This window comes from Bacillus sp. MUM 13, from assembly GCF_001866725.1.
Lineage (GTDB): Bacteria > Bacillota > Bacilli > Bacillales > DSM-1321 > Peribacillus.
On record NZ_MLYQ01000009.1, the window covers coordinates 38,190 to 60,733 of the forward strand.

21 protein-coding genes and 1 pseudogene are annotated in these 22,544 nt (G+C 43.0%); 4 read left to right on the top strand and 18 right to left on the bottom strand.

The window, feature by feature from the left end:
- Positions 1-849, bottom strand: coding sequence for a carboxylating nicotinate-nucleotide diphosphorylase (gene nadC / locus BIV59_RS03370; RefSeq protein WP_071350039.1), 849 nt, complete (start codon positions 847-849; stop codon positions 1-3).
- Positions 830-2,410: an L-aspartate oxidase gene (gene nadB / locus BIV59_RS03375; RefSeq protein WP_071350040.1), complete on the bottom strand. Its 1,581-nt coding sequence runs from the start codon at positions 2,408-2,410 to the stop codon at positions 830-832. Before nadB ends, nadC begins: the two co-directional genes overlap by 20 nt.
- A gap of 117 nt (positions 2,411-2,527) precedes the next feature.
- Between nadB and BIV59_RS03380 the strand changes: the two genes are divergently transcribed.
- A complete protein-coding gene (locus BIV59_RS03380) occupies positions 2,528-3,649 on the top strand; it encodes an IscS subfamily cysteine desulfurase (RefSeq protein ID WP_083392023.1) in 1,122 nt (373 codons plus the stop codon).
- 63 nt (positions 3,650-3,712) lie between these two features.
- Positions 3,713-4,246 (top strand): transcription repressor NadR, encoded by a 534-nt coding sequence (locus BIV59_RS03385; RefSeq protein ID WP_071350104.1) that lies wholly within the window; start codon positions 3,713-3,715, stop codon positions 4,244-4,246.
- Between the two features lie 338 nt (positions 4,247-4,584).
- Here the strand turns inward: BIV59_RS03385 and BIV59_RS03390 are convergent, their stop codons facing one another.
- The 9 genes from BIV59_RS03390 to pheA all read right to left on the bottom strand — a co-directional run bounded on the left by BIV59_RS03390 (position 4,585) and on the right by pheA (position 16,850).
- Entirely contained in the window at positions 4,585-5,607 is a 1,023-nt protein-coding gene (locus BIV59_RS03390; RefSeq protein ID WP_071350041.1) for a dipeptidase, read from the bottom strand.
- Between the two features lie 206 nt (positions 5,608-5,813).
- Positions 5,814-7,394, bottom strand: coding sequence for a hydantoinase/oxoprolinase N-terminal domain-containing protein (locus BIV59_RS03395; RefSeq protein WP_071350042.1), 1,581 nt, complete (start codon positions 7,392-7,394; stop codon positions 5,814-5,816).
- Positions 7,394-8,488: a DUF917 domain-containing protein gene (locus BIV59_RS03400; protein ID WP_071350043.1), complete on the bottom strand. Its 1,095-nt coding sequence runs from the start codon at positions 8,486-8,488 to the stop codon at positions 7,394-7,396. The genes BIV59_RS03395 and BIV59_RS03400 overlap by 1 nt, the downstream gene beginning before the upstream one ends.
- 32 nt (positions 8,489-8,520) lie before the next feature.
- Positions 8,521-9,837: a purine-cytosine permease family protein gene (locus tag BIV59_RS03405; protein ID WP_071350044.1), complete on the bottom strand. Its 1,317-nt coding sequence runs from the start codon at positions 9,835-9,837 to the stop codon at positions 8,521-8,523.
- 159 nt (positions 9,838-9,996) lie between these two features.
- Positions 9,997-10,719 carry an aspartate/glutamate racemase family protein gene (locus tag BIV59_RS03410; protein ID WP_071350045.1) on the bottom strand — a complete coding sequence of 241 codons (723 nt, stop codon included), beginning with the start codon at positions 10,717-10,719 and terminating at the stop codon, positions 9,997-9,999.
- A 292-nt stretch (positions 10,720-11,011) separates the two neighbouring features.
- The gene (locus tag BIV59_RS03415; RefSeq protein WP_071350046.1) at positions 11,012-12,598 is read right to left on the bottom strand and encodes a hydantoinase/oxoprolinase family protein; all 1,587 of its coding nucleotides are present in this window, start codon (positions 12,596-12,598) and stop codon (positions 11,012-11,014) included.
- Positions 12,582-13,688 (bottom strand): DUF917 domain-containing protein, encoded by a 1,107-nt coding sequence (locus tag BIV59_RS03420; protein ID WP_083392024.1) that lies wholly within the window; start codon positions 13,686-13,688, stop codon positions 12,582-12,584. Before BIV59_RS03420 ends, BIV59_RS03415 begins: the two co-directional genes overlap by 17 nt.
- A gap of 222 nt (positions 13,689-13,910) precedes the next feature.
- On the bottom strand, positions 13,911-15,647 hold the full coding sequence (locus BIV59_RS03425) for a sigma-54 interaction domain-containing protein (protein ID WP_083392025.1): 1,737 nt from the start codon (positions 15,645-15,647) through the stop codon (positions 13,911-13,913).
- A 312-nt stretch (positions 15,648-15,959) separates the two neighbouring features.
- Positions 15,960-16,850 carry a prephenate dehydratase gene (pheA, locus tag BIV59_RS03430; RefSeq protein WP_071350047.1) on the bottom strand — a complete coding sequence of 297 codons (891 nt, stop codon included), beginning with the start codon at positions 16,848-16,850 and terminating at the stop codon, positions 15,960-15,962.
- 387 nt (positions 16,851-17,237) lie between these two features.
- Between pheA and BIV59_RS03435 the strand changes: the two genes are divergently transcribed.
- Positions 17,238-17,588, top strand: a complete 351-nt coding sequence (locus tag BIV59_RS03435; RefSeq protein ID WP_071350048.1) for a cupin domain-containing protein — start codon at positions 17,238-17,240, stop codon at positions 17,586-17,588.
- Between the two features lie 104 nt (positions 17,589-17,692).
- On the opposite strand, the gene BIV59_RS03440 is transcribed toward BIV59_RS03435, so the two are convergent.
- Positions 17,693-18,442, bottom strand: a complete 750-nt coding sequence (locus BIV59_RS03440; protein WP_071350049.1) for a phosphotransferase family protein — start codon at positions 18,440-18,442, stop codon at positions 17,693-17,695.
- Positions 18,443-18,575: 133 nt separating this feature from the next.
- Here BIV59_RS03440 and BIV59_RS03445 point away from each other — a divergent pair, with 133 nt between their 5' ends.
- A complete protein-coding gene (locus BIV59_RS03445) occupies positions 18,576-18,755 on the top strand; it encodes a hypothetical protein (RefSeq protein ID WP_071350050.1) in 180 nt (59 codons plus the stop codon).
- Positions 18,756-18,818: 63 nt separating this feature from the next.
- Here the strand turns inward: BIV59_RS03445 and BIV59_RS03450 are convergent.
- The 6 genes and pseudogenes from BIV59_RS03450 to BIV59_RS03475 form a co-directional block, all read right to left on the bottom strand.
- A pseudogene (locus BIV59_RS03450) lies at positions 18,819-19,079 on the bottom strand (IS1595 family transposase); the annotation flags it as partial.
- Positions 19,080-19,155: 76 nt separating this feature from the next.
- A complete protein-coding gene (locus BIV59_RS03455; RefSeq protein WP_090989845.1) occupies positions 19,156-19,605 on the bottom strand; it encodes an ACT domain-containing protein in 450 nt (149 codons plus the stop codon).
- A gap of 57 nt (positions 19,606-19,662) precedes the next feature.
- Positions 19,663-20,952 carry a GTPase ObgE gene (obgE, locus tag BIV59_RS03460; protein ID WP_071350052.1) on the bottom strand — a complete coding sequence of 430 codons (1,290 nt, stop codon included), beginning with the start codon at positions 20,950-20,952 and terminating at the stop codon, positions 19,663-19,665.
- Between the two features lie 48 nt (positions 20,953-21,000).
- A complete protein-coding gene (locus BIV59_RS03465) occupies positions 21,001-21,546 on the bottom strand; it encodes a Spo0B C-terminal domain-containing protein (protein WP_071350053.1) in 546 nt (181 codons plus the stop codon).
- A gap of 351 nt (positions 21,547-21,897) precedes the next feature.
- Positions 21,898-22,188 carry a 50S ribosomal protein L27 gene (rpmA, locus tag BIV59_RS03470; protein ID WP_071350054.1) on the bottom strand — a complete coding sequence of 97 codons (291 nt, stop codon included), beginning with the start codon at positions 22,186-22,188 and terminating at the stop codon, positions 21,898-21,900.
- 12 nt (positions 22,189-22,200) lie between these two features.
- Complete coding sequence (locus BIV59_RS03475; protein ID WP_071350055.1) at positions 22,201-22,533, bottom strand: ribosomal-processing cysteine protease Prp; 333 nt, start codon at positions 22,531-22,533, stop codon at positions 22,201-22,203.
- Between the last annotated feature and the right edge of the window lie 11 nt (positions 22,534-22,544).

A 22,544-nucleotide genomic window follows, 5' to 3' on the forward strand; every position in this document is an offset into this window, starting at 1 on the left:
CTATTGTACCTGCAATGAGGGAATCTTCACTTTGGCACTAATATCAAGCGCCCGTACACTATGTGTCAGGCAGCCGAGGGAAATATAGCCGACGCCCGTATCTCTGTAATGAACTAATGTATCAAGGGTGATGCCGCCTGAAGCTTCCGTAATGATATGGTCTGGCACAAGTGAAACCAGTTCCCTGATTTCTTCGGGGGAGCGGTTGTCGAACATGATAATGTCCGCACCCGCCTGTACTGCTTCTTGCACCTGCTCTGCTGATTCAGTTTCAACCTCAATTTTGACCGTGTGGCCGATTTCTGCTTTCGCCAGCTCTACTGCTCTTGCAATCGATCCAGCAAACGAGATGTGATTGTCCTTGATCATGACCGTATCGTATAGGCCATATCTATGATTGGAAGCGCCTCCGCAGCGCACGGCGTATTTTTCAAGCATCCTGAGTCCCGGGGTGGTTTTTCTTGTATCACAGACTTTGGTGATGGTTCCCGCCACAATATCCGCCGCTTTTCTTGATTCTGAAGCAATGCTGCACATCCTTTGGACAAGGTTCAGCACCACGCGCTCCGCCTTCAGCAGGGCCGCAGCATTTCCTTTAATATGCACAAGCTCTGTGCCCTTTTCAAAAGAATCACCGTCTTTGATAAACAGCTCAGCTTCTGATGAATCATCAAGCAGGGAAAATCCGGTCCTGATTACTTCTTCGCCTGCAAAAACACCCGCTTCTTTGGCAATGAAGGTCAATGTGCCAATCTCGCTTTTAAATAACGAATCACTCGTCACATCCCTGTCGCCAATGTCTTCAATGAAAAACTGTTCCAGCATGTTTTTAAGCTTTAATTTGTTCATACGAACACGCTCCTTTCAAAGAATCCAGCAGTTCATTTTTCGTAAATGAAATAAAGTTCGTTAGCCAGACGCCGTCATTTTCAAGAGGATAGTCACTTCTGAAATGTCCTCCCCTGCTTTCTGTTCTCAAAAGTGCCGACTCACAAATGAGCCATGACACAATCAGCCCATTCACACTGGCAAGCTCCTCTTGATTCAGCATTTCCCTGCTAATATCAAGCACCCCAGGCATGTCATAGGATTCAATCCAGCTTTTGAGTTCCAAAAGCCCGTGTTCATTGCGGACAATCCCGGCATGCTGCATCAGTTTTTTCTTAAGAAGAGAAAGCTTCGGCAGATTTCCTGCTTTATAGAACTTCTCAGATTTTTCTCTGCTGCCGCATCTTTCTGCTGTTATATCACCAAGATGCCTTCCAAGCTCTGTGCCAAAAATAATCCCTTCAAGGAGGGAATTGCTGGCAAGCCTGTTTGCACCGTGAACGCCATTACAGGCCGCTTCTCCTGCCGCATATAAATGTTTAACAGATGTCCTGCCAAGATGGTCTGTTTCAATGCCGCCCATTAAAAAATGATTTCCCGGAGCAACTGGAATTTTGCCTTTCTCAACGGAAATGCCATGTTCCAGGCAAAGTGCTGCCACCGTTGGAAACCGGTCGCGGAACCCGCTGATCATAGAGATATCCAGATACACTTTTTTTCCGAGGGCAAGATAGGAATAGATCGTCTGTGCGACAATATGGCGGGGTGCGAGATCTCTGAGAGCGTGGACATCCTCCATGATCCTTTTTCCCGCCTCATCTACAAGAACGGCCCCTTCGCCTCTCACCGCTTCTGAGACAAGCCCTTTTGTGACTCCATCAATAGAGAGGAGCGTCGGATGAAATTGGATGAATTCCATATCCCGGATCCTGGCTCCTGCCAAAAAAGCAAGCGCCAGCCCGTCACCCGCCACTCCAGGTGAATTGGAGGTAAACCGGAACAGCGAACCGCAGCCGCCTGATGCGATGACAATATGCGAACCGTAATGCTTCATGATGTTCCCCTCATGATCCCTCGTTTTGACGCCCATGCAGGCTCCGTCTTCAGCAAGAATCAATTGGATAGCACATGTATCCTCCAATATTTCAATGGACGTTTCTTTTACTTTTTTCAGATAATGTTCAATCAAGTGTTTACCTGTTTCATCTCCATGGCTATGGAGAATTCTTCGTTCACTGTGGGCACCTTCCATGCCAAGAATCAATTGACCTTCAGAGTTTCTATCAAAATCCATTCCGGCAGAAATTAATGCCTGCATGGCTTCAGGAGCATGTTCCGCCAGTTTTTTTACCGCCTGAAGAGAATTTGTATTTCTCCCGGCCATTATTGTATCTTCTATATGTTTTGAAGTTGCATCGTCCTCAGACATGACAGCAGCAATCCCGCCCTGTGCCAGATAGCTGTTGCTGTCGCGAAGCTTTGTCTTTGTGATGATTCTCACATTCTTTGACCTGCTTGCTTCTAATGCAACAGCGAGCGCTGCGATGCCGCTCCCGATTATAATTACATCACTGACTTCCATATTTGCGCCTCCTGTTTTAACAGGTGTCTTGACAACTATATTTACACATTATTAAACTATTATCAAGAGTTTTTTAACTGAAGCTCTCCCAAACCAACAATTAGGATGTGAAGGGCTTTGATTTATTTCGATTATGCCGCAGCCGCGCCAATGGCCGAAGAAGCGCTGGAGGTTTTTATAGAAGCTTCACGAAGGTTTTACGCAAATTCAAGCAGTCTTCATGACGCGGGCTCTTCTGCCAAAGAGCTGCTTGAACTGTCACGGAAACAGCTTGCAGAAACAGCAGGGATTACAAAAGAAGGGGTCATTTTTACAAGCGGCGGCTCTGAAAGCAATATGCTTGCCTTGCAAATCTATACATCCATGACAAAAAAGAATCATATTATCACAAGCAGCACAGAGCATTCTTCCCTATCGAACTACTTAAAAATGCTTAAGGGAGAAGGCTATGAAATAACCTATTTAAAGCACAGCCCTGACGGAAGGATTTCCCTTGCACATCTTCAGGAAAGCATAAAGGATACGACATTCCTCGTCATTTGCGGCCACGTGAATTCTGAAATAGGATGTGTACAAGACTTAGCGGCCATTAAAGCAGCCATCGGCACCCGGGACATCTTCCTGCACGGTGATTGTGTCCAATCCTTTGGCAAGCTGAATTTGGAGGAAGCCGTCCTTGCCTGTGACAGCCTGTCCATTTCCGCTCATAAAATATATGGCCCAAAGGGAACCGGAGCCCTGCTCTTTCCCGCTATTCATAAACTGAAGCCGCATATCCCGGATGTAAGCCAGGAAATGGGGTTCAGGACAGGCACGGTCAATGTGCCGGCAGCCGCTTCATTCGCAGCTGCTGCTGCATTGATTGAAACAACGCGCGAGGATGAATTCGTCCGGATCTCTGCGCTCAGGGAACAATTCAAGCAGGAGCTTCTTCGAATGGGAGTTCCCCATGAAATCATTGAATCGCCGAATCACCAGCTTCCGCACATTATTGGAGTAACTTTCCCAGGGCATCAGGGACAATATGTCATGCTTGAGCTCAACAGCAGGGGCTATGCCGTTTCAACCGGCAGCGCCTGCCAGATCGGCAAACAGGAGCCTTCAAGGACAATGACGGCAATCGGAAAAAGCAATGAAGAAGCAAAAAGTTTAATTCGCATCTCAATGGGAAAAAATACAACAGAAAACCATATTTCAGGAATCTGCCAGCACCTCTGCGCTATTATCAATAACCGATAAGCTTATAGGAAGGCTTCTTAATCCATGTATGGTAAAATAACACCATATATAAGGAGAGGTTACATCTTGGAGAAAAAGAAACTACTAGGTGAAGAGAGGCGCAGCCATCTTCTCGAAATCTTGAGATCAAGCAAAAAGCCCATCACCGGAACAGAGCTTTCCCGAATCAGCAATGTGAGCAGGCAAGTCATCGTTGGAGACATCACATTGCTTAAAGCCAAAAACGAGCCCATCATCGCAACAAGCCAGGGCTATCTGTATTTTCAGGCAGGCGAAACACAGCAATGCGAAAGGACTGTCGCCTGCCAGCATGGCCCCGAACGTACAGAGGAAGAACTCAACATGCTTGTGGACCTTGGCATTATCGTAAAAGACGTCAAAATTGAGCACCCGGTATACGGCGACCTCACTGCTTCCATCATGGTCAGCACCCGCAAGGAAGTCAGGCAATTCATGCAGCAGATCAAAGATACCGGCGCCGCGTTTTTATCACAGCTAACAGAAGGAATCCACCTTCACACCCTCACCGCATCATCAGAAGAACTGCTGGACGAAGCCGAGGAAACACTAAAAAAAGAAGGCCTATTGATCACCTAAAAAGCGCAAGCGCCTGTTCAGCTCGCGAAGCAAATAGGGTTTTGGACTTAGAAGGCGCTCTTTGCCTTCTGAGACCAAAACATCTTTTGCACAGCGAGCTAGGCGCTGGAGCTGGATTGACTAAAAAGCGCAAGCGCCTTGTTCATAGGATCAAAGACTAAGAACGCCGCGTCCTGCGGCAACGTCTTTGTGACCCCCATCCTGGGGGCCTTCGACCAGCATAAGGCGCGTAAGAAGAGAAGGCGATCTTTGCCTTCTCTTCTTGCGTGACATATGACATCAAGGGAGCTGGAGCATCTGACTCCCTTAGCAATCTAAAGGTGGTCAGGCACTAGTTTTTAAAAGATTCTTAAAAAATTGCCTCCTAGTATTTTTTGCAGTTCTTCTTCCTTATAGCCCCTATTTATCAAGCCTTCTATAAATTTCGGCAAGCTTTGATGTCCGTCTATTACATCAAAGGGTTTTCGCGGCATTTTGGCTAAATCGTCAGCGTCCATATACTTAAAGAAATCATCGCACAAATCGAGCCCGATCCCAACATGATCAATCCCGATTAACTGCACTACATGGTCAATGTGCTTAATAAATTGTTCCAACGTACTATTTTCGTCTTCCGCTGCAACAATGATGCTTACCGCATTGACTCCAATCACACCGCCTTTTGATGCAATAGCTTTCATCTGCTCATCGGTTAAATTTCGCATCGTATTCGAAAGAACCCGTGAGTTCGAGTGTGATGCTATGATCGGCTTTTTTGACATTTTTATTACATCCCAAAATCCTTCATCATTCAAATGGGAAACATCAATCATCATTCCAAGCTTTTCGGCTTCTTCAATTACCTTCACTCCAAAGTGGGTTATTCCACCCTTTGTCCCTTCGTCTATCGGACTGAAATGGCTGCCATCTCCCACCGCGTTTCTTCTGCTCCAAACCAAGCCAAGGTTTCTGACACCCAATTCATAGAACACTCTTAATAAGCTTAAATCAGTTCCAATTGGTTCCGCTCCTTCAAGGGATAATAAGAAACCAATTTTCCCTGATTGCTGTGCCAGCAACATATCGTCTCTATTTTTGCAAATCATCAATTTATCCGGGGACTCCTGTACTTCTTCGTACAAGGCACTAACCTGGTTGAGCGCTTTTCGCAGACCCATCTCGGGTAAAAATCCGCTGTCGATAAAAATGGCCGTGATAATGATATTGACCCCGCCTTCATTAAAACGCGGCCAGTAATCTGTTTCAATCACCTTCCTTCTGCCTTTTTCCCTTTGGATAGCCACATCCATTAAAAGATCAAAGTGGGCATCAATGATCAATGTTTTATTTTTGATTTCCTCTATGTATGTTTCTATACTCATATTCTTTTCCTCCAATATTTGATAATAATCAGGATTAGAAAAAGCTCTAGATTGGACTAGAGCTTATTTATATCGATAACTGCCTAGCTCAGCACCCAGCCCCTCAAGGTAATAACCTCCTCCCCAAAAGTCAAAGAGCGGCTTTCCGGGTAGAGATGATTTGCCGGGGCTAAACAAGCGCTTTCGCTTTTCTTATCCAGTTTGTACTACACCAGTTCATTTACTTCAACTTGTGCTAAATCACCTGCTGCTTTAACACGGATACGGGTCGCGTTTCCTGGCATGTAGGCAAGCGGAACATCCTCTATATCGACAATAACCAGGCTATCGGGATCTGCACCAGCATTAATCGCTTCTGACATCGCTTTTTCCTTTGCATGCTCCAGCGCCTTTTCCCGGCTGATTTCTGCTAGGGCATACACCTTTTCAATTTGTCCGCTAACCTGGGCAATCGCCGCCCCGATGGCATTTGCCACTCCTGAATGTTGAGGGCGAATGACCTCTGAAGCTCCTTTTAATTCTTCTGGCAGCAAAATGCTGCCGCCGCCAACGAGAATGACCGGTACAGGGGCTGAGCTGGTTTTCATTTTATCAATCGCTTCTTCGACGAGTTCTACCATTTTGTCATACACTCGATTTAATAATTCCTTATCTAGATGGGCCACTTTTAAAGGATCACCAAGATCGACTTTTCCAAGGGCTACTGCAACATCCGTTGTAGTTAAAGTGTCTCCTCCAAAAATCAGGCTTTTTTCCGGCAGGCGGTACCCGACACTGTCTGGTCCAACCGTGAATTCGCCATTATCCTGGATGCGAATGATCGTTCCTCCCCCAAGGCCGATGGAAATAAGGTCGGGCATCCGGAAGTTGGTCCGCGCTCCGCCTATCTCTACTGCCAATGAGGATTCCCTTGGGAACGATTGAACGAGTACGCCAATATCAGAAGTTGTTCCGCCAACGTCCACCACAATCGCATCGGAGAAATCAGTTAAATAAGATGCTCCCCGCAAAGAATTCGTCGGTCCGCAGGCAATCGTAAAAATGGGGTATTTAACCGCATATTCTACCGACATTAATGTTCCATCGTTTTGTCCGAAGAAGACTCTCGCCTCAATCCCTTCGTTCTTCAGTGCATTGATGAATCCGTCCGCTGCTGTTTTAGCGACCTTAACAACAGCAGCATTGAGGATCGTCGCATTTTCTCTTTCCAGCAATCCTACCGAGCCGATCTCTGATGATAGAGAAACAGATACGCCATCCCCAAGTACTTCTTTCAGTATTTCACTTGCCCTCTGTTCATGTTTTTGTGATACGGGAGAAAAGACTGAAGTGATGGCGATAGAATCCACTTCCCCTTTGATTTCTTCGGCGATTTGATATAAATGCTCTTCATCTAAAGAGACAATCTCCCGCCCATCGAATTCATGCCCTCCCCGAATAAGATATACATACTTTCCAAGTGCCGCGCGTAGGTCATCCGGTACACCAATCAATGGCTTGACGGCCAATGTAGCCGGGGCACCAATGCGAATCGCTGCAATTTTATTCAATCTTTTCCTCTCAACGATGGCGTTTGTGCAATGGGTGGTCCCAAGCATCGCATATTTGATTTGTTCACGAGGAACATTCGCATCGCTGATTATTTTTTTCATGGCTGTATAAATGCCTGTTGCTACATCTTCAGTGGTCGGTGATTTTGTTTCCGATATCACCTTATTGTTCTGATCCAATAGGACCGCGTCTGTATGGGTTCCGCCTACGTCAATTCCAATACGATATACGCCCATTAGTTTGTCACTCCTTTTTTCGCAAGTTCTTCTACAGGAATATAATCAACATCGTAGCCAAAGTATTTAGGACCAACTACTTCAATGCCCTTTTCCGTTCTCCATTTTGGATGGCAAGGCATTCCAATTACGACGCATCTAGCGCCATATCTGATGCCTTCTGTTGTAATAGGCAGGCCAGTTTCCGCGTCAAGCACAGCAATTAAATCCGGTGTGACGCAAAGGAGCCGCTGCTCGGTCTGAGCAAGCAAATGCTCATTCTGGAAACGGACCTCGAGCGTTTCACCCTTATATTCATTGATTCCCTCGAATGTTGCGACTCCTCTTGCAAAACCGGTTTCAGTTTTCCGGTTAATATCACTGACTTTGCCCCTGAACAATTCAAACCCTACTGCCTTTTTGAGAACTTCTTTGATCGGGTCTGCATTGTTTTGCTTTGCAAGCCTGATGGCTTTGCCGATTTCTTCTTCCAGCTTTAAGATATTGCTAATTCCGCTTTCCTTTATAATCTTGCCTGTCATAGGATAGATGGCAATCATGGCTGAACCGCCCATTTCAATTGTAGCTGCGCGGGCAATCCTCTCTGTCCAAACATTATTGATTGTTGACAGCAGCGAAGTGTTCCCTTTTTCATCAGCAAGGACCATAGGTGTAGCAGCGACACCATCCAAATAGAAAGTGACCATTTGCAATTCCGGGAACGCTCTGCCCATTCCATCTACATCGACAACAGGTAAACCTAATTTTGCGGCAAGGGCCAATGGAAGCATGGAATTGAGTCCACCCGCCTCAATTGGCATCGTTGCGAAGATCTTTTTTCCTAAATAGGCTTCAAGGTTATTGAAAGCAGCTGCTGCTTCTTCACCGCTTGGGGCTTTTTCAAGCATGACAGTCGGTGCTCCCATCATCGCAGAAGGCACAACTAAAGCGTCATCTGGCACTTCATCCACATCCAGCAAGGTGATTTCCCCGTATTCTTCAATCGCCTGCAATGCCATTAACTTGCCGATGTATGGGTCTCCTCCGCCGCCAGTACCAAGTAAGGCCGCGCCAACCGCGATATCTTCGATTTCCTGTTTGCCTAATTTCCTCATTATTCAAAAACCTCCAATGATACGTAAATTTATTATGCAACTTTTCCCTTTAGCTCTTTTTTACCCTGATATACTTTCACCGTTAACACACCAACGTAATAGACGATACCGCTTATTAAAAGTGAATTGATGGATGGGATGCCAACTGAAATAAAATAACCGCCTCCAAAACCTGCCGCCCAAGCCACTAATGTAATTGGATTTATTTTTTCAGGCTCTGCCGGCAAGGTTCCTTTCTCCCTGCTTTCATCAAGTGCTTTCCGATACGTTTTTAACACGAAGTAATCAACCACCATGATCCCTGCAATTGGCGGAATCATGATTCCCAGTAAAACAAGGAAGCCGACAAACCGATCAAGAATCCCCATGATGGATAGAAGTGTACCGATTACCCCGATCACAAGTGTCACAATTGCACGATTCACTTTGACCTTGAATAACGAATCTATGATATTCGTAAACCCTAAAGAAGAAGAGTATAAATTCAAGTTATTGATTTTAATTGTTGAAAAAACAACTACAGCAGCTCCCAGCCAACCGGATGTTTGCAGCATGATACTTACAACATCATTCGTTTTTGCAGCATGGGCCATCAGCACAGCAACCATGCCGACCCCCATCTCACCGACTATGGTACCAATCGTGGTCATCCAAAAAACATCTTTACCGTTTCGTGCAAACCGGCTGAAATCAGGAGTGATGACTGCACCAATCATGAACCCTCCTGCCACCATTGTGGCACCTACTCCAAGTGAAAGTGTTTCTCCTGGAGGTGGAGTTCCTAGTAAACTCATAACCGAATAATCACTTAGTACTTGATAGATTCCGAATCCTACTACCAATAGAAAGGCAGGAACGGCAATTTTCGCAGTCATGCTTAACAGCTTGAATCCAAAGATAACCAATACCGTTACGCCCATGCCAGTTATCGCAGCGGAAACGGGAAGAATCAATTTACCGCCGGTTGCCTTGACTAATCCATTGGCAAAGACTGAATTTTGCACCCCAAACCAGCCTATCGTACAAATGGCAATAACTATGCCGATAATAGTGGAGCCATATCGTCCGAATCCAGTCCACCGCGATAATAAACTCGTAGAAAGACCTTCACGTGCTCCCGCATAACCGATAAGAAAACTGATACCCTGTAAAATAACACTTCCAAAGAACATGGCCCAAAACGCCTGCCAGAAAGTCATACCGTATCCTAATGCAGCACCCAGCATAAATTGTGACAAGGTGGCAAGAGCTCCTACCCGGACAAGCATGATATCCCACATTGGCAATCGCGCTGATTTCGGAACCCTGGACAGCGAGTAATCGTCTCCTAATTTCTTTGTATCTTCCATACATCCAACCCCTTTAATTTATTATTTACTCTCCTGACTGTGGTTTAATAAAAAAGGATTTTGCCCTATTCATGGAAAGCCATAATCCCCGCTCAATATCCAGAACGTTCTGTTAATTTTTTTTACAGGACTGTACTTGTTGTGTATTTTCAATCCCAATTATGCTTTTATTCTCTGTTTGGAGGGTGGAGTCATGTATGTCAGACGGCTTTGTTTTACTCCCATTGTGATCAGGCTTTCCAACAGTCGTGTTGCCGCGAATACTGGGTCAATGACCGGAACATCAAACCCGTTTTGTTTTAAGCGTGTCTGAAGTTCTGCTGCAACACCCATGAATCCTGTACAGCCTAATACTAAGGCGTGGGCGCCATCTTGCTCGATTGCTTTGACCATTTCCTCGTACAATTCTCTTTTTAACCGATCCTTATCGTGAACTTCCAGTACAGGAATATTTACATATCGGATGGATGCTAAATTACCGTTGACTCCTAATGTTTTGCTAATGTTTTCAATCATAGGTACTACATTCGGCAGCACTGTCACGACAGAAAATGATTTAGCCAATGAGCTTGCGAACAGCATCGAGGATTCACAAGCACCAACAACCGGAATGTCCAGAATTTCTCTTGCCGGCTTTACTCCAGGATCACCGAAGCAGTCACTGATGATACCGTCGTATCCGTCTTCCTCAGCCTCCTTCGCTTTTTCCAGAAAATTAGGTACACACAGTGCTTCATCATATTCGCTTTCAACAGATGCTGGCCCATAATCAAGGCTGGTCACTCCAACTTCAGTAGTTTCAGATGCATAATATTTAACTTCTTCCAGAATTTCCTCATTAAAAATATCTGATGTGATTGGCATGATTACTTTGATTTTCATTTACTTTCACTCCTTTTAATTTGTGTAATTTTCCAAATATTTATCTCGTGAAAAAAATTGTCTGTTTTCGTAAAGTTTGTTGCTATGGAACAAGGTGGTTGATTTCCGCTTCAGGATGCTCGCTTTCCGCAGGGCGGGGGTGAGCCTACTCGGCTGCGCCTGCGGGGTCTCACCTGTTCCGCTCATCCCGCAGGAGTCTCGCACCTTACGCTCCAATCAACCTGACTTAACAATGAGATCGCCTCACCGAACTTTTTAAAAAACAACAATCTTTAAGAATAGAGCAAAAAAATTAAACGGCCCCATCACCCCCATCAGAAATGAACTCCAATTCTCCTAAAGCCTTCAAACGGATTCTCAAAACCTCTCCTTTCATATAATCAAAGGGGAACTCTTCTATAGATACCATCTCAATGCTCTCTCTTTTTGCTCCTTTTAGAAGAAGCTGTTGAACCAGTTGTTCCCTTTCCTCATCGATTATTTCCTGTTTCGTCTTGTCTCCCAGCCAGAACACCTTATCCACCTGGGCACTAAGAGGTGCGAAACAGGCGCCAACTGCATTGCAAATATGAAAGCCGGCGGGATGGAAAACTTTTTGGTATTTTCCAAATAACCTATTCACAAGTAGTGAACTTCCTCCGCCAACTAAAACAACCGGAAGGGCTTCATTACTCGGCTGGAGTCTGGATATCTTTTTCTTGATTTCACCCGTTACTGTTTTAATCACTTTTTGACAGTCATCCTCTGACACGTTATCTAATCCCTTTAGTGTTATTTTTTCATCTGAAAAGGAATCTGGATAAACTTTAAGGAAAGAATCGGTTAATGTCCAAGTGTCACCGCCCCATGATATCCCCTGCTGTTCAATATTGCTGGCAATCGTTTCTTTTATTTGGACTGATTCTTCTTCGATTGAAATGAGACTGCCTCCTCCATAAGGAAGGGAAAACATTTTCGGCACCCGCATATTTACATCTATATCTAAAATAGATGTCGAACCTATAGAAACTTCCGGCCGGCCGTTCTGAAACTTTCCAATATCAATCGTACTTCCGCCGGCATCGACGACGATACAGCGGTCCAATCCGCTCAAGATACTGGCTCCTCTGATACTGTTGGTGACCCCGGAACCAATTGTTAAAATGGGGTAATCAATCGCTTCCTGGATTTCCATAAGTGAGCCATCATTTTGAGTTAACCAGCATGGACATTCTAATGATAGTTTCTTAAATAATGCCGCTAAATCAATCATTGCCTGGCGGATCACCTTGGATATTATTGCATTTAAAAGTGCGGCATTTTCTCTTTCTATGAATCCGGTACTTCCGATTTCATGAGACATTGTGATAGGTATCTCTGGAAAAAAATCTTTAATGCGGTCGCGAATTTCCCGTTCTTCACTTTCATATAACGGGGAATAAGCTCCCACAAGACAGATTGACTCAATACCGTATGTTTTTATATCAAAATATAACTGCTCGATTTCATTTGGATTTGGCGTTAATTGTCCTTTTATTTTGCCTGTGTAATCATAAGAACTTTTAAAGTGATAAACCTTTGAAATATATTTCTTTAAATTTTCGGGCCATTGTAAAGCTGGTTCAATTAACGAAGGCTTTTTCGTGATACGGATAAGCGCCGTTTTAGAAAGATTGACAGGGTGATATAGTGCGTTAAGCACATGAGTTGTACCTAAGAAAATACCTTTTATTTGGTCTGGCGGGATGTTTGCTTCTTTTAGCACTTCTTTCGCAGCCAGCTCAATTCCAGAAATAATATCATTCGTTGTTAAGTGCTTCGACCAGGAAAGAAGCTTGCCGTCATTCCTGACAATCACTGCATCTGTATTTGTTCCTCCCACATCAATTCCCAGTTTCATAATCTAATTCTCCTGGCAGAGGTTTATAGGATATGGTCAAGTCAAAGTTTTCTGGACCCACGAGCTCAAGCATTTCTTTTGTTCGAAGAATGGATGGAGCTGGCAGCGCGAATATAATGACGGAATGACCCGCCTGGATCTCGGAAACATTGTATGGGAATAAATTTTCCTCATTCAAAACAAGGATGAGATCAGGCGTTGTACAAATATACTGATCCTCTTTTATAGAAATAAACTCATTCTTAAATTCTATTTCAATTCTTTTATTTGAAAAAACAGACCGCCCATCTATGACGAGCTTTCCAATTAATGATCCTTTTTCAAACCACCGATTAACCTCAGAAACCACACCACTGATGATTTCTAGAGGTTTACCATAAATTGAGTTTTCGAACACCCTGTGCATCTCTTCAATTTTTCGGCTTATTTGTGTATCTTTTTGGACGGCAGTTCCTAACCGATGAATTAAATTTAATGATCCAGGAACCATGGATGTTTTCATTTTTCTTCCATTTGCAGCGTAACAAAGGAAATGGGCATACCCTCCATTTCTCACCATAAAATCTTTTGCCAATTCTGCTATGTTCTCAATATCCTCCAAACCATCAATTATCGTGCTTTCATCATGTGTTTGCAGGACGAATGGTGATAAAGGAATATCCGAAAGATGAAAGGTTGTCATAGATATCTCAGGAAAAGCCCTTCCCATTCCATCGCCGTCTACAACAGGCAGCTTTTTCATGACAGCAGTTACTAAAGGAGTCAGGGCATTCACTCCGCCAATTTCTACAGGGATAAGTGCATCGGCTTTTGTCTGATTGGCTGATTCATAAGCATCAAGGACTTGGACCCCCTCTTGGCCGCTGGGGATGTTTTCATCATATAAAATGGTAGAACCCATAATGCCGACTCCAACAATCCAATCGTCCTCAATATCAGTAATGGACTTTACGGTTATTGAGTCCTCATTCGTCATGATCGACATTAATAAACTCTGTATCGTCTTGGTATCACCGCCTCCGCCACAAGATAACATTTTTGCTCCCATTGCCAATAGTGGTATATCCTGCTTTTTAATTTGCCATGACATAGGTTGTTGCTCCTTTCTTTTTATAATGCAAGAAGTGTGCCAAAAAAATAAATTCCCTCAAGCCTGTTGGGGATGGATTATCAGATTTTAATTTGCAAGAATTATGAGAATTTTAAAATAATGAGAAAGCCAAAAATGGCCGGCAAGCACCGGTAATCATACCTTTTCTCATGCTTTCTCAATTTTCTTCGTATTTTCTCAGTTTTTATCAGCTGCTATTTATTATTTAATATTGTATTTGCTAATTCTTCGATATAAGGTAGGCAAGCTGATATTCATGTGTTTCGCAACCTTCTTTTTACTTGGAGTATCCCTTCCATACTGATTCAATAATTCAATGATCAAATCTTTTTCTTCCACATGGGTATTCCTTTTACCTGAAACAGCATGGCTATCAGCCTGTTTAATTTTAGTGCCATGAACATAATCTCTTAAATATTTGGGCAGGCTTTCCATTGTTACCAGGTCGCCAATCTCTAATTGGACAAAATGATGGACTACATTCTGAAGTTCTCTGATATTCCCTGGCCATTGATAACTAAGGAGGATTTCATATACATCATTAGAAAGTCTTTTCAGAGAGCGAAATAGCTCCCTGGAGAATTTTTTCAAAAAGTGTTCAACGAGGAGCGGAATATCCTCTCTCCTTTCTCTTAATGGCGGAATCGTGATAGGTATGACATTTAGCCGGTAGTATAAATCCTCTCTGAATTCGCCCTTTGCTACAAGCTCTTCAAGATTGCGATGTGTGGCAGTTATAATTCGGACATCAACGGGAGTGCTTTTCGTATCTCCAACCCGCTCAATTTTCCTCTCCTGGACAACCCGCAGCAGTTTTGCCTGTAAATGGAGGGACAGGTCTCCAATTTCATCAAGAAAGATCGTCCCGCCATTGGCCATTTCGAATCTGCCTGGTTTGTCTCCATTTGAACCAGTAAAAGCTCCTTTAACATGTCCAAAAAGCTCGCTTTCCAACAAAGATTCAGGAATGGCAGCACAATTCAATGCAATGAAAGAACCATCTGTCCGATCGCTTTCCTGATGGATCGCTTGTGCGAAAACTTCCTTCCCAGTCCCGCTCTCTCCTCTCAGTAAAATGGAGGTATCGCTGGGTGCCACACGTCTAGCCATATCAACAACCGTTTGAATGGAGCCGCTCGTTCCTTTCACATCTTTAAACGTGTAAAGGACCCTTTGTTCAGTCATTTTCTTTTTGGAATCATGAATAGAGGCCAGCTTGATAAGAAATGAAACGATTTCTCCATTTGCCAGAAGCGGTTTAACTTTCGCTATATATTCTGCTTGTTTGCTTTTTAAAGAAGGAATAGATATTTTAAAATCCTGCTGGTTTTTGACATTCTTTATTTTCAGCCAATCTGCAGCAGACATTATTTCGTTGATGTTTTCTCCCAGTAAAACCGTCTTGCTTTTGTTAAACTCCGTGCTGACATTATTGCTCAAGCTATGAATCGTTCCATCAAGGCCAACGATTAAAATGGGTTCTTGAATAAAAGAAAACAGTCCCATCATTTCTTCCAGAACCAAGGCGTTTTCCTTTTTCAAATCATCATTTTCAATTTTATTGCTGATCCATTCACAGCAAAAGTCAAGCTGGGTTTCAATATTATCGAAGTTCTTATTCAGCCTGCCTGCCTGTCCATCGAGGGGAGTAACCAGCAAAACCCCTATCACTTTTTTGTTCTTGGTTATGGGCTTAATAATGACAGTTTCAGCCACGCATTCATTTTTCAGAGAACATAATTCACACGTACTATGCTCTGCTTTATTATGAATGAATACATCTATACCGGTTTTTTTGATTTTACTAATGATCGGACACTTTAGCGGCAGTGACTTTTGGTCATCATCCTGCAGCAATACTTCAACCCTAACTGGAAAGGATTGAAACAACTTGGTGACAGCCGAACTTATTTCTTGAATATTTACTTCAGCAAACATTAGCACCGCCGCCTTTTAAAAAATTTATTTTTTTATTATATCAGACTTTTTTAGCAGGCTATATTATTACTGGATAATCCTCCACTTCTTCTGATGCAGATGGATTAGCGGCACCGCACATGTCCTATTAAGACATACGGCTTACCAATATGTTTTGATTAATCAAGTCCCGTAATCAATGGGCAGCAATAAAAAAGACAAACCAATAAACTGCTATTTGGTCTGTCTTATAATTATTATCATTATTTATTTTATTGTTTCTCTCCCAAAGGAGAACCGTTTAAGAATGTTCCGGATAGTTTTTCTCTATGCTTATTTAGTTTTCACATTCTCAAGCTCTGCCTGCGCTTCCGCTTTAAAGCTCGGATAGCTGCCTAGCAGTTCAACATGGCACCCAAGGGCCGACAATTCAGACATCGCTCCAGGGATCAGGACATCATCCATTTTTTCTTCTATATCGATAATAAAAAAGTAATTGCCCAATCCTGTTTTCATCGGGCGTGATTCGATTTTGGACAAGTTCAGCTTCCTCCAGGCAAAAGCAGACAAAACCTGATGCAGCGCTCCGGAGTGATCCTCAGGCAATGTGATAATTAAAGTCGTTTTATCGCCAGTAAAGGCTGCCAAACGGCCTTTATAATCAATATCCTTTTTTGAAACCACGACAAACTTTGTATGGTTATGTTTATAATCATGAATGTTTTTCCCTGCAATCGCCAGGCCATATTCTTGTGCAGCCATTTCATTGGCAATCGCCGCTATTTTCATTTCGGGATTTTCTTTGACCATCTGTGCCGCCTGTGCAGTTGAAGTTGTGGCCGCCTGCTGGACGCCCTTTAATTCTTGATGAAGAAACTTATGGCACTGGGCGAGGGCATGCGGATGAGAGTAAACCGCATCTGGAACAAATCCCTCGTAATCATGATTGGGATGCACCATATAGTGCTGTTCAATCGGGATAATCATCTCGCCCTTCACCGGCAAGTTCACCTCATGCACTAAGTAATCAATGGTAATGTTAACCGAGCCCTCGAGGGCATTTTCAATCGGAACTACCGCTAAATCGGCTGTTCCGTCCTGCACGGCATCCAGGCAATCCGGGATCGTGCTCATAGGCATTTTTGTATCTTCAGGAAATAAGCTTGATACGGCAATATCCGTGAACGTAGCTTTAGGTCCCAGAAAAGCAATCTTGTACAACATGGCTGACTCCTCACTTCACGGAAAATTTACTGTTTATACTATGCTATTCTCTTGCTGAATTCAAGAGTTTTAAAGATGAAATCCAGTTAATCATGTAAAAGAGGCCCTCTATCCCAAAATCCTGGATACAAATGGGGGCACTGCTGTATCTGGATATTTTCCTTTTAAGCTATGTTAAATAACTCTGTTGATATTTGATTAGCAAGAACACTTGTTAATCAATATATTTCTCTATGCCATTCTAATAACGTAAAGCTGCCTGTTCTCAACAAAAGCAGCCTATGATAAACTTTAAATACCAGAATTTTACAAATGACCAGTCCTGTGTAAACAGTGAATAAAGACAACTAAAAATGGTGGGAAAGTAGCCAGTGTTGGGGGGATTATATGAAAATATATCAATTTAACAAAGAGGCAGGGAAGAAAATCACAAAATTCAACTCGAATTTTGTATTGTCACGTATTACGCATATAGAGAAAGCAGCACATATAGGTTGTATGCACTTAGATGCGAATGGGTTAATTGGTTATCATCAAGCTGATGTTCCTCAGCTTCTTTTAATTGTAAGCGGAGAAGGCTGGGTTAGAGGTGAAACCGATGAATACCTCAAAGTTCACAGTGGCGAAGCAGTATTCTGGGATAAAGACGAATGGCACGAAACCAAAACAGATACAGGTTTAACTGCAATCGTTATAGAAAGCCAAGAGCTAATCACTTCATCATTGATACCTTTATAGAGATTATAGGTGTTTTTATAAATTGGTTCATTTAAAAGTAAGCTATGTTAAAGGATAGTGTTATTTTTTAATATTAAGGCAAGGATTCTTCTACTTCTTCCATCTTACACCTTCAGGCAGGTATTTATGATCTTCAGAAGCCGTTCTGAATTCTCAGCTGAAACATGCTCAGATAATCTTGCCCCAGCAATGATTGGTGCCCATTGAAAAATCTCTGAGGATAGCAATCCACTCTTTTTACAATACAGCCGCAAATACATGTCAGCTAATTCTGATGAAAATTGTGAATATAAAAGATAAGTCCGATACACATCAGCACGTATATCTCCTGAACTCGAATCAACCCAATCTATGACTGCCACCCGATTATCTGTTTTAATCAAATTAAATAGATGAAAGTCACCATGACATAGCCTATTAGTAAAAGTAATTGATTTCAATTCTTTGAGCAAATATGATTTTTGTCTTTCATTTAAGATAGGGGCTGCTTCAATTTGACGGTGTAATTTATCATCCATTAATTCAATTGTATCAGGAATTATGCTATGAATTTCAATTTGCATATCGACTGAAATATCCAAATAATATTCTGCTTGTTCTTTATTTTTCAAAAGTAAATTCCCTAGTGTTTCTCCTCTGGCATATTCCATGATAATTGCTTGCTTCCCGTTTACCTTCGTTACTTCAAAAATTTCAGGTACAGGAAGTCCGCATGAATATGCATATTTTTGCTTATTTGCTTCTTTTATAGCTTCTGTATCTGGCAAAAAATCATTAAAAATTTTCACTATTTTGTTGTCGATAAGATAAATTTCCGCAGTATTTCCACTTGCTATTGGGTTGCCTAAATTCATCGCGTACTCCCCCGCACTTTTATTTATCATGATAATACCTTTAGGCTGTTTTCGTAAACTTTGTTGTTTTAGGTAAGGTTTTAAAGAATCAACTTTAATAGTATAATAATGGAAAAGAAGGTTGGGAAAGTATATGAAGAATAACTATACAGTAGCGTTTCTTATGCTTTTTGTTGCATCAATTGCAGGTGGATTAGCGTTAAAGAATGTTTTTGACTATTCAATGATAGTTGGAGTTGGTTTAGGAACAGTCTTTCTTCTATGCTCTACATTTTTCGCAGGAAAGAGCCAAAAGAATTCAAAAGCACAGTAAAGATAATGCTGTGTCTTTTTCTTTATTAGGATGCTTTTCTAAGGTTGTGAACATTAAATTTGTTTGACTTTTGACACGCCCTGTTTCTCCTTTACGAGCAATCATATTTCCATTACGGTCTTGTGCCACAACAACAGCAATTTTAAGGTTTGAAATCCCTCTTTTTTCGTCCTTTTCTCCACGTTTCTTGGATTTTCTATGGGTAATTTCACTACCTTTCATAGATTCACGAAAAAATGTTTCATTACTCTCAACGATGCCTTGCAGTTGATTGAAACCAAGACTGCCCAATGCGTTCAAGATTTTATGTCTCCAATTAAAGGCGAGCTGTTACAGAATGTAAACTTTTAAAAATCTATATAAAAGCCCCGCAGACCATAAAGATCTGCGGGGCCAATATTCATGCACCAGTTCCCAATATATCCACTTTTTCTACAAAGTCCAGCTTGCGGAGCTTTGACAGGAGCTCCTCAATTTCAATTCTGATGCCGTTTGTATTGAGGGAAAGTGTAACATTAGCCCGCCCTTGCAGAGGAATGGTCTGGTGAATGGTCATAATATTGCAGCCTGACTGTGCCACTGCGCCGAGCAGCTGGGAAAGCGTGCCTGAACGGTCTTCGAGGTAAAAGAAAAGCGTAATCAGCTTTTCCTTTACAACTGTGTGGAAGGGAAATACAGTATCGCGGTATTTGTAATACGCGCTTCTGCTCAAGTCCACCCGCTGTACAGCTTCCCAGACGGATTCTGCCTTGCCGCGTTCAATCATTTCTTTGGCATCCAGTGTTTTTTTCATTGCTTCCGGAAGTACATCCTCACGAACCAGGAAAAATTTCTTATCCGTACCTTTCAATCCGCGCACCCCGCTTATCCTGCATCATATCCGGTCAAAGCCCCGGACACAAATTCATTAATCCACGAATTCAAATTCGTATTCAAGGATTCTGACGATATCGCCGTCTTTTGCACCTTTTTTGCGCAATGCCTCATCTACGCCAAATGAACGGATTTGGCGGGCAAAACGCCTGATCGACTCATCTCTTGTGAAATCGGTCATCTTGAATAAACGCTCGATCTTGAAGCCTGAAACAACAAAGCTGCCATCAGGATCACGGGTGATATCGAATTCATCCTGTGAATTTACATGTTTATAAATAACACGGTGAATGCCTGTTTCTTCTTCTTCATGATCCAAAGGAAACTCTGGCGTTTCTTCAATTTTATCTGCCACGGCAAATACCAATTCACGGATGCCGGACCGGGTCACTGAAGAAATTTCGAATATAGGGAAATCCTCCTGCAGCTTTTCCTTGAAGATTTTCAGGTTTTCTTCGGAATCTGGCATATCCATCTTGCTTGCAGCGATTATCTGAGGACGCTCTGTTAAGCGAAGGTTATATTCACTGAGCTCTTTATTGATGGTTAAATAATCTTCATAAGGATCCCGTCCTTCAAGTCCGCTCATATCGATAACATGAATGATGACTCGCGTTCTTTCAATATGGCGGAGGAACTGATGGCCAAGGCCCACTCCCTCTGATGCCCCTTCGATAAGTCCGGGAAGATCAGCCATTACATAACTGCGCCCGTCTTCTGTTTCGACCATTCCAAGGTTAGGAACGATTGTTGTAAAGTGGTACTCGGCAATTTTCGGCCTTGCAGCAGAAACAACAGAAAGTAATGTGGATTTTCCTACGCTGGGAAATCCGACAAGGCCGGCATCAGCCAGAAGCTTCAATTCCAGGATTATATTTTTTTCCTGTCCCGGCTCGCCGTTTTCCGCAATTTCAGGTGCAGGATTGTTCGCAGTGGCAAATCGTGAATTGCCGCGTCCTCCGCGTCCGCCTTTAGCTATGACAGCCTGCTGTCCGTGTTCAACTAAGTCTGCGATGACTTCCTTTGTTTCTTCATCGATGACAACAGTGCCCGGGGGAACTTTTACTATCATGTCAGAGGCATTTTTTCCGTGCTGGTTCTTGGACATTCCGTGCTCGCCTCTTGGTGCCTTAAAGTGGCGCTGATAGCGGAAATCCATGAGCGTTCTCAAGCCTTCCTCCACTTCAAAAATAACATCGGCGCCGTTGCCGCCGTCTCCGCCTGCAGGACCGCCCAGCGGAACATATTTTTCGCGGCGGTAAGAAACGATTCCGTTTCCGCCGTCTCCACCTTTTACAAATATCTTGACCTGATCGACAAACATGTAATCACTTCCTTGTTTTCTTTATGTACATCAATGCTGTACGTTCATCTATTTTTCACACTTAAGTTCAACAGAAAAAACCCAATCGCTGTCTGTAATTTCTTCAATCTCCACACTAGTATGGTCATCTACTGGCTTGTTTAAAAATTCCTGCAGCTGCGATTCATTTTTTAGCATACCCTGCAGTTCAAAGGAAAATCGGATATGTCCTGCCATATTTTCAAAAATGGAAACAGACAAAACATTTTCTCCAAACATATCCAGTGCAGCATCCAGGACAGAAAATAATTGGCTTGTCCAGTGGTGCATCGTGCCATCGAGCGGCGCGCAGCCTTTTAACACTTCAATGACTTCGAATTCCAGGCGAAACGGCCTGCTGCCCCAGTTGGCAGTCATCAGAAGTTCGCCGAACCTGGACATTTTCAAATTGGAAAGCCTCGCCTCATGCTGTGCATCTATAATGATTTCGTCTATAATTGCTTTCACGCGTTCGGTTTTATTTAATTCGAGATTTCCTTTTATCAGCTGGATCTTATTTAGCCAATCATGTCTTGAATGGCCTAAAATCTCCACTGTCGTCCAATTTTTTTCCATTCTATAGCTCCTGTAATTATAATAAAAAACAAATCTCACTGCTCTGACTTGTGGTGAATAGTAACGGGATTCTGGATCACTTCGATTTCCTTAAGTATACCAAAAAAGCCAGCTGCAGGAATAGGAGAAAATCCCTGCCCTATTGTCCATAAGCTCCACCGTCCAAAAAACAGATCCTTGGGATTCATTCTTTGGACGATGGCAGAGCATTGTGCTGTTTTATCATAACAGAAATATATAAAGGGCCTGACTCCTTCCCCATAATACTGCAGCCATTACGAATGGTGCCGTACCATGTCCAATAGAAGGAGTCAGACCCTTATGAGCCAGCCTCTATTAAAAGATGCCGAATTATGCTTCTTGTGCTGCCGGGTATACACTTACTTTTTTGCGGTCACGGCCGTAACGTTCGAAACGTACAACACCGTCAACTTTTGCAAAAAGAGTGTCATCTCCACCGCGTCCAACATTCTCGCCTGCGTAGATTTTAGTACCGCGCTGACGATAAAGGATAGAACCGCCAGTTACGAACTGACCGTCTGCACGCTTAGCGCCAAGACGCTTAGAGATTGAATCACGGCCGTTCTTTGTAGAACCTACTCCCTTTTTGGAAGCGAAGAACTGAAGATCTAATCTTAACATATGTTCCACCTCCTACTTGTTAAGGATGATTTTAATGTATTTGCCATAATCACGTTCGATCGTCTGGAGCGATATCAGCATGGCGTTCAGGAGAAGCTGAACTTTTTCCTGCGATTCTTCTGAGATATTCTCAGGAATCCCGCATCGAAGGTAGCCGCCTTTTCCGCCCTGCTCAATCTCAGGCTTTACATCCGTAAGAGACATAATGGCATTCACGGCTCCAAAGGAAACCGCAGATGCGCCTGCACAAACAATATCAGAACCTTTTTTCGCATAATCAGCATGTCCGCTTAAAGTGAACGAAACAATCCGTTCCTGCGGAGCATCGATTGTAACTTTAATCATATCAGTCTAGC

Coding starts and splice junctions, on each gene's coding strand:
- nadC (WP_071350039.1), bottom strand. CDS start 849: ATGAACAAATTAAAGCTTAAAAACATGCTGGAACAGTTTTTCATTGAA.
- nadB (WP_071350040.1), bottom strand. CDS start 2,410: ATGGAAGTCAGTGATGTAATTATAATCGGGAGCGGCATCGCAGCGCTC.
- BIV59_RS03390 (WP_071350041.1), bottom strand. CDS start 5,607: ATGAGTATAGAAACATACATAGAGGAAATCAAAAATAAAACATTGATC.
- BIV59_RS03395 (WP_071350042.1), bottom strand. CDS start 7,394: ATGGGCGTATATCGTATTGGAATTGACGTAGGCGGAACCCATACAGAC.
- BIV59_RS03400 (WP_071350043.1), bottom strand. CDS start 8,488: ATGAGGAAATTAGGCAAACAGGAAATCGAAGATATCGCGGTTGGCGCG.
- BIV59_RS03405 (WP_071350044.1), bottom strand. CDS start 9,837: ATGGAAGATACAAAGAAATTAGGAGACGATTACTCGCTGTCCAGGGTT.
- BIV59_RS03410 (WP_071350045.1), bottom strand. CDS start 10,719: ATGAAAATCAAAGTAATCATGCCAATCACATCAGATATTTTTAATGAG.
- BIV59_RS03415 (WP_071350046.1), bottom strand. CDS start 12,598: ATGAAACTGGGAATTGATGTGGGAGGAACAAATACAGATGCAGTGATT.
- BIV59_RS03420 (WP_083392024.1), bottom strand. CDS start 13,688: ATGTCATGGCAAATTAAAAAGCAGGATATACCACTATTGGCAATGGGA.
- BIV59_RS03425 (WP_083392025.1), bottom strand. CDS start 15,647: ATGTTTGCTGAAGTAAATATTCAAGAAATAAGTTCGGCTGTCACCAAG.
- pheA (WP_071350047.1), bottom strand. CDS start 16,850: ATGTTGTACAAGATTGCTTTTCTGGGACCTAAAGCTACGTTCACGGAT.
- BIV59_RS03435 (WP_071350048.1), top strand. CDS start 17,238: ATGAAAATATATCAATTTAACAAAGAGGCAGGGAAGAAAATCACAAAA.
- BIV59_RS03440 (WP_071350049.1), bottom strand. CDS start 18,442: ATGAATTTAGGCAACCCAATAGCAAGTGGAAATACTGCGGAAATTTAT.
- BIV59_RS03445 (WP_071350050.1), top strand. CDS start 18,576: ATGAAGAATAACTATACAGTAGCGTTTCTTATGCTTTTTGTTGCATCA.
- obgE (WP_071350052.1), bottom strand. CDS start 20,952: ATGTTTGTCGATCAGGTCAAGATATTTGTAAAAGGTGGAGACGGCGGA.
- BIV59_RS03465 (WP_071350053.1), bottom strand. CDS start 21,546: ATGGAAAAAAATTGGACGACAGTGGAGATTTTAGGCCATTCAAGACAT.
- rpmA (WP_071350054.1), bottom strand. CDS start 22,188: ATGTTAAGATTAGATCTTCAGTTCTTCGCTTCCAAAAAGGGAGTAGGT.
- BIV59_RS03475 (WP_071350055.1), bottom strand. CDS start 22,533: ATGATTAAAGTTACAATCGATGCTCCGCAGGAACGGATTGTTTCGTTC.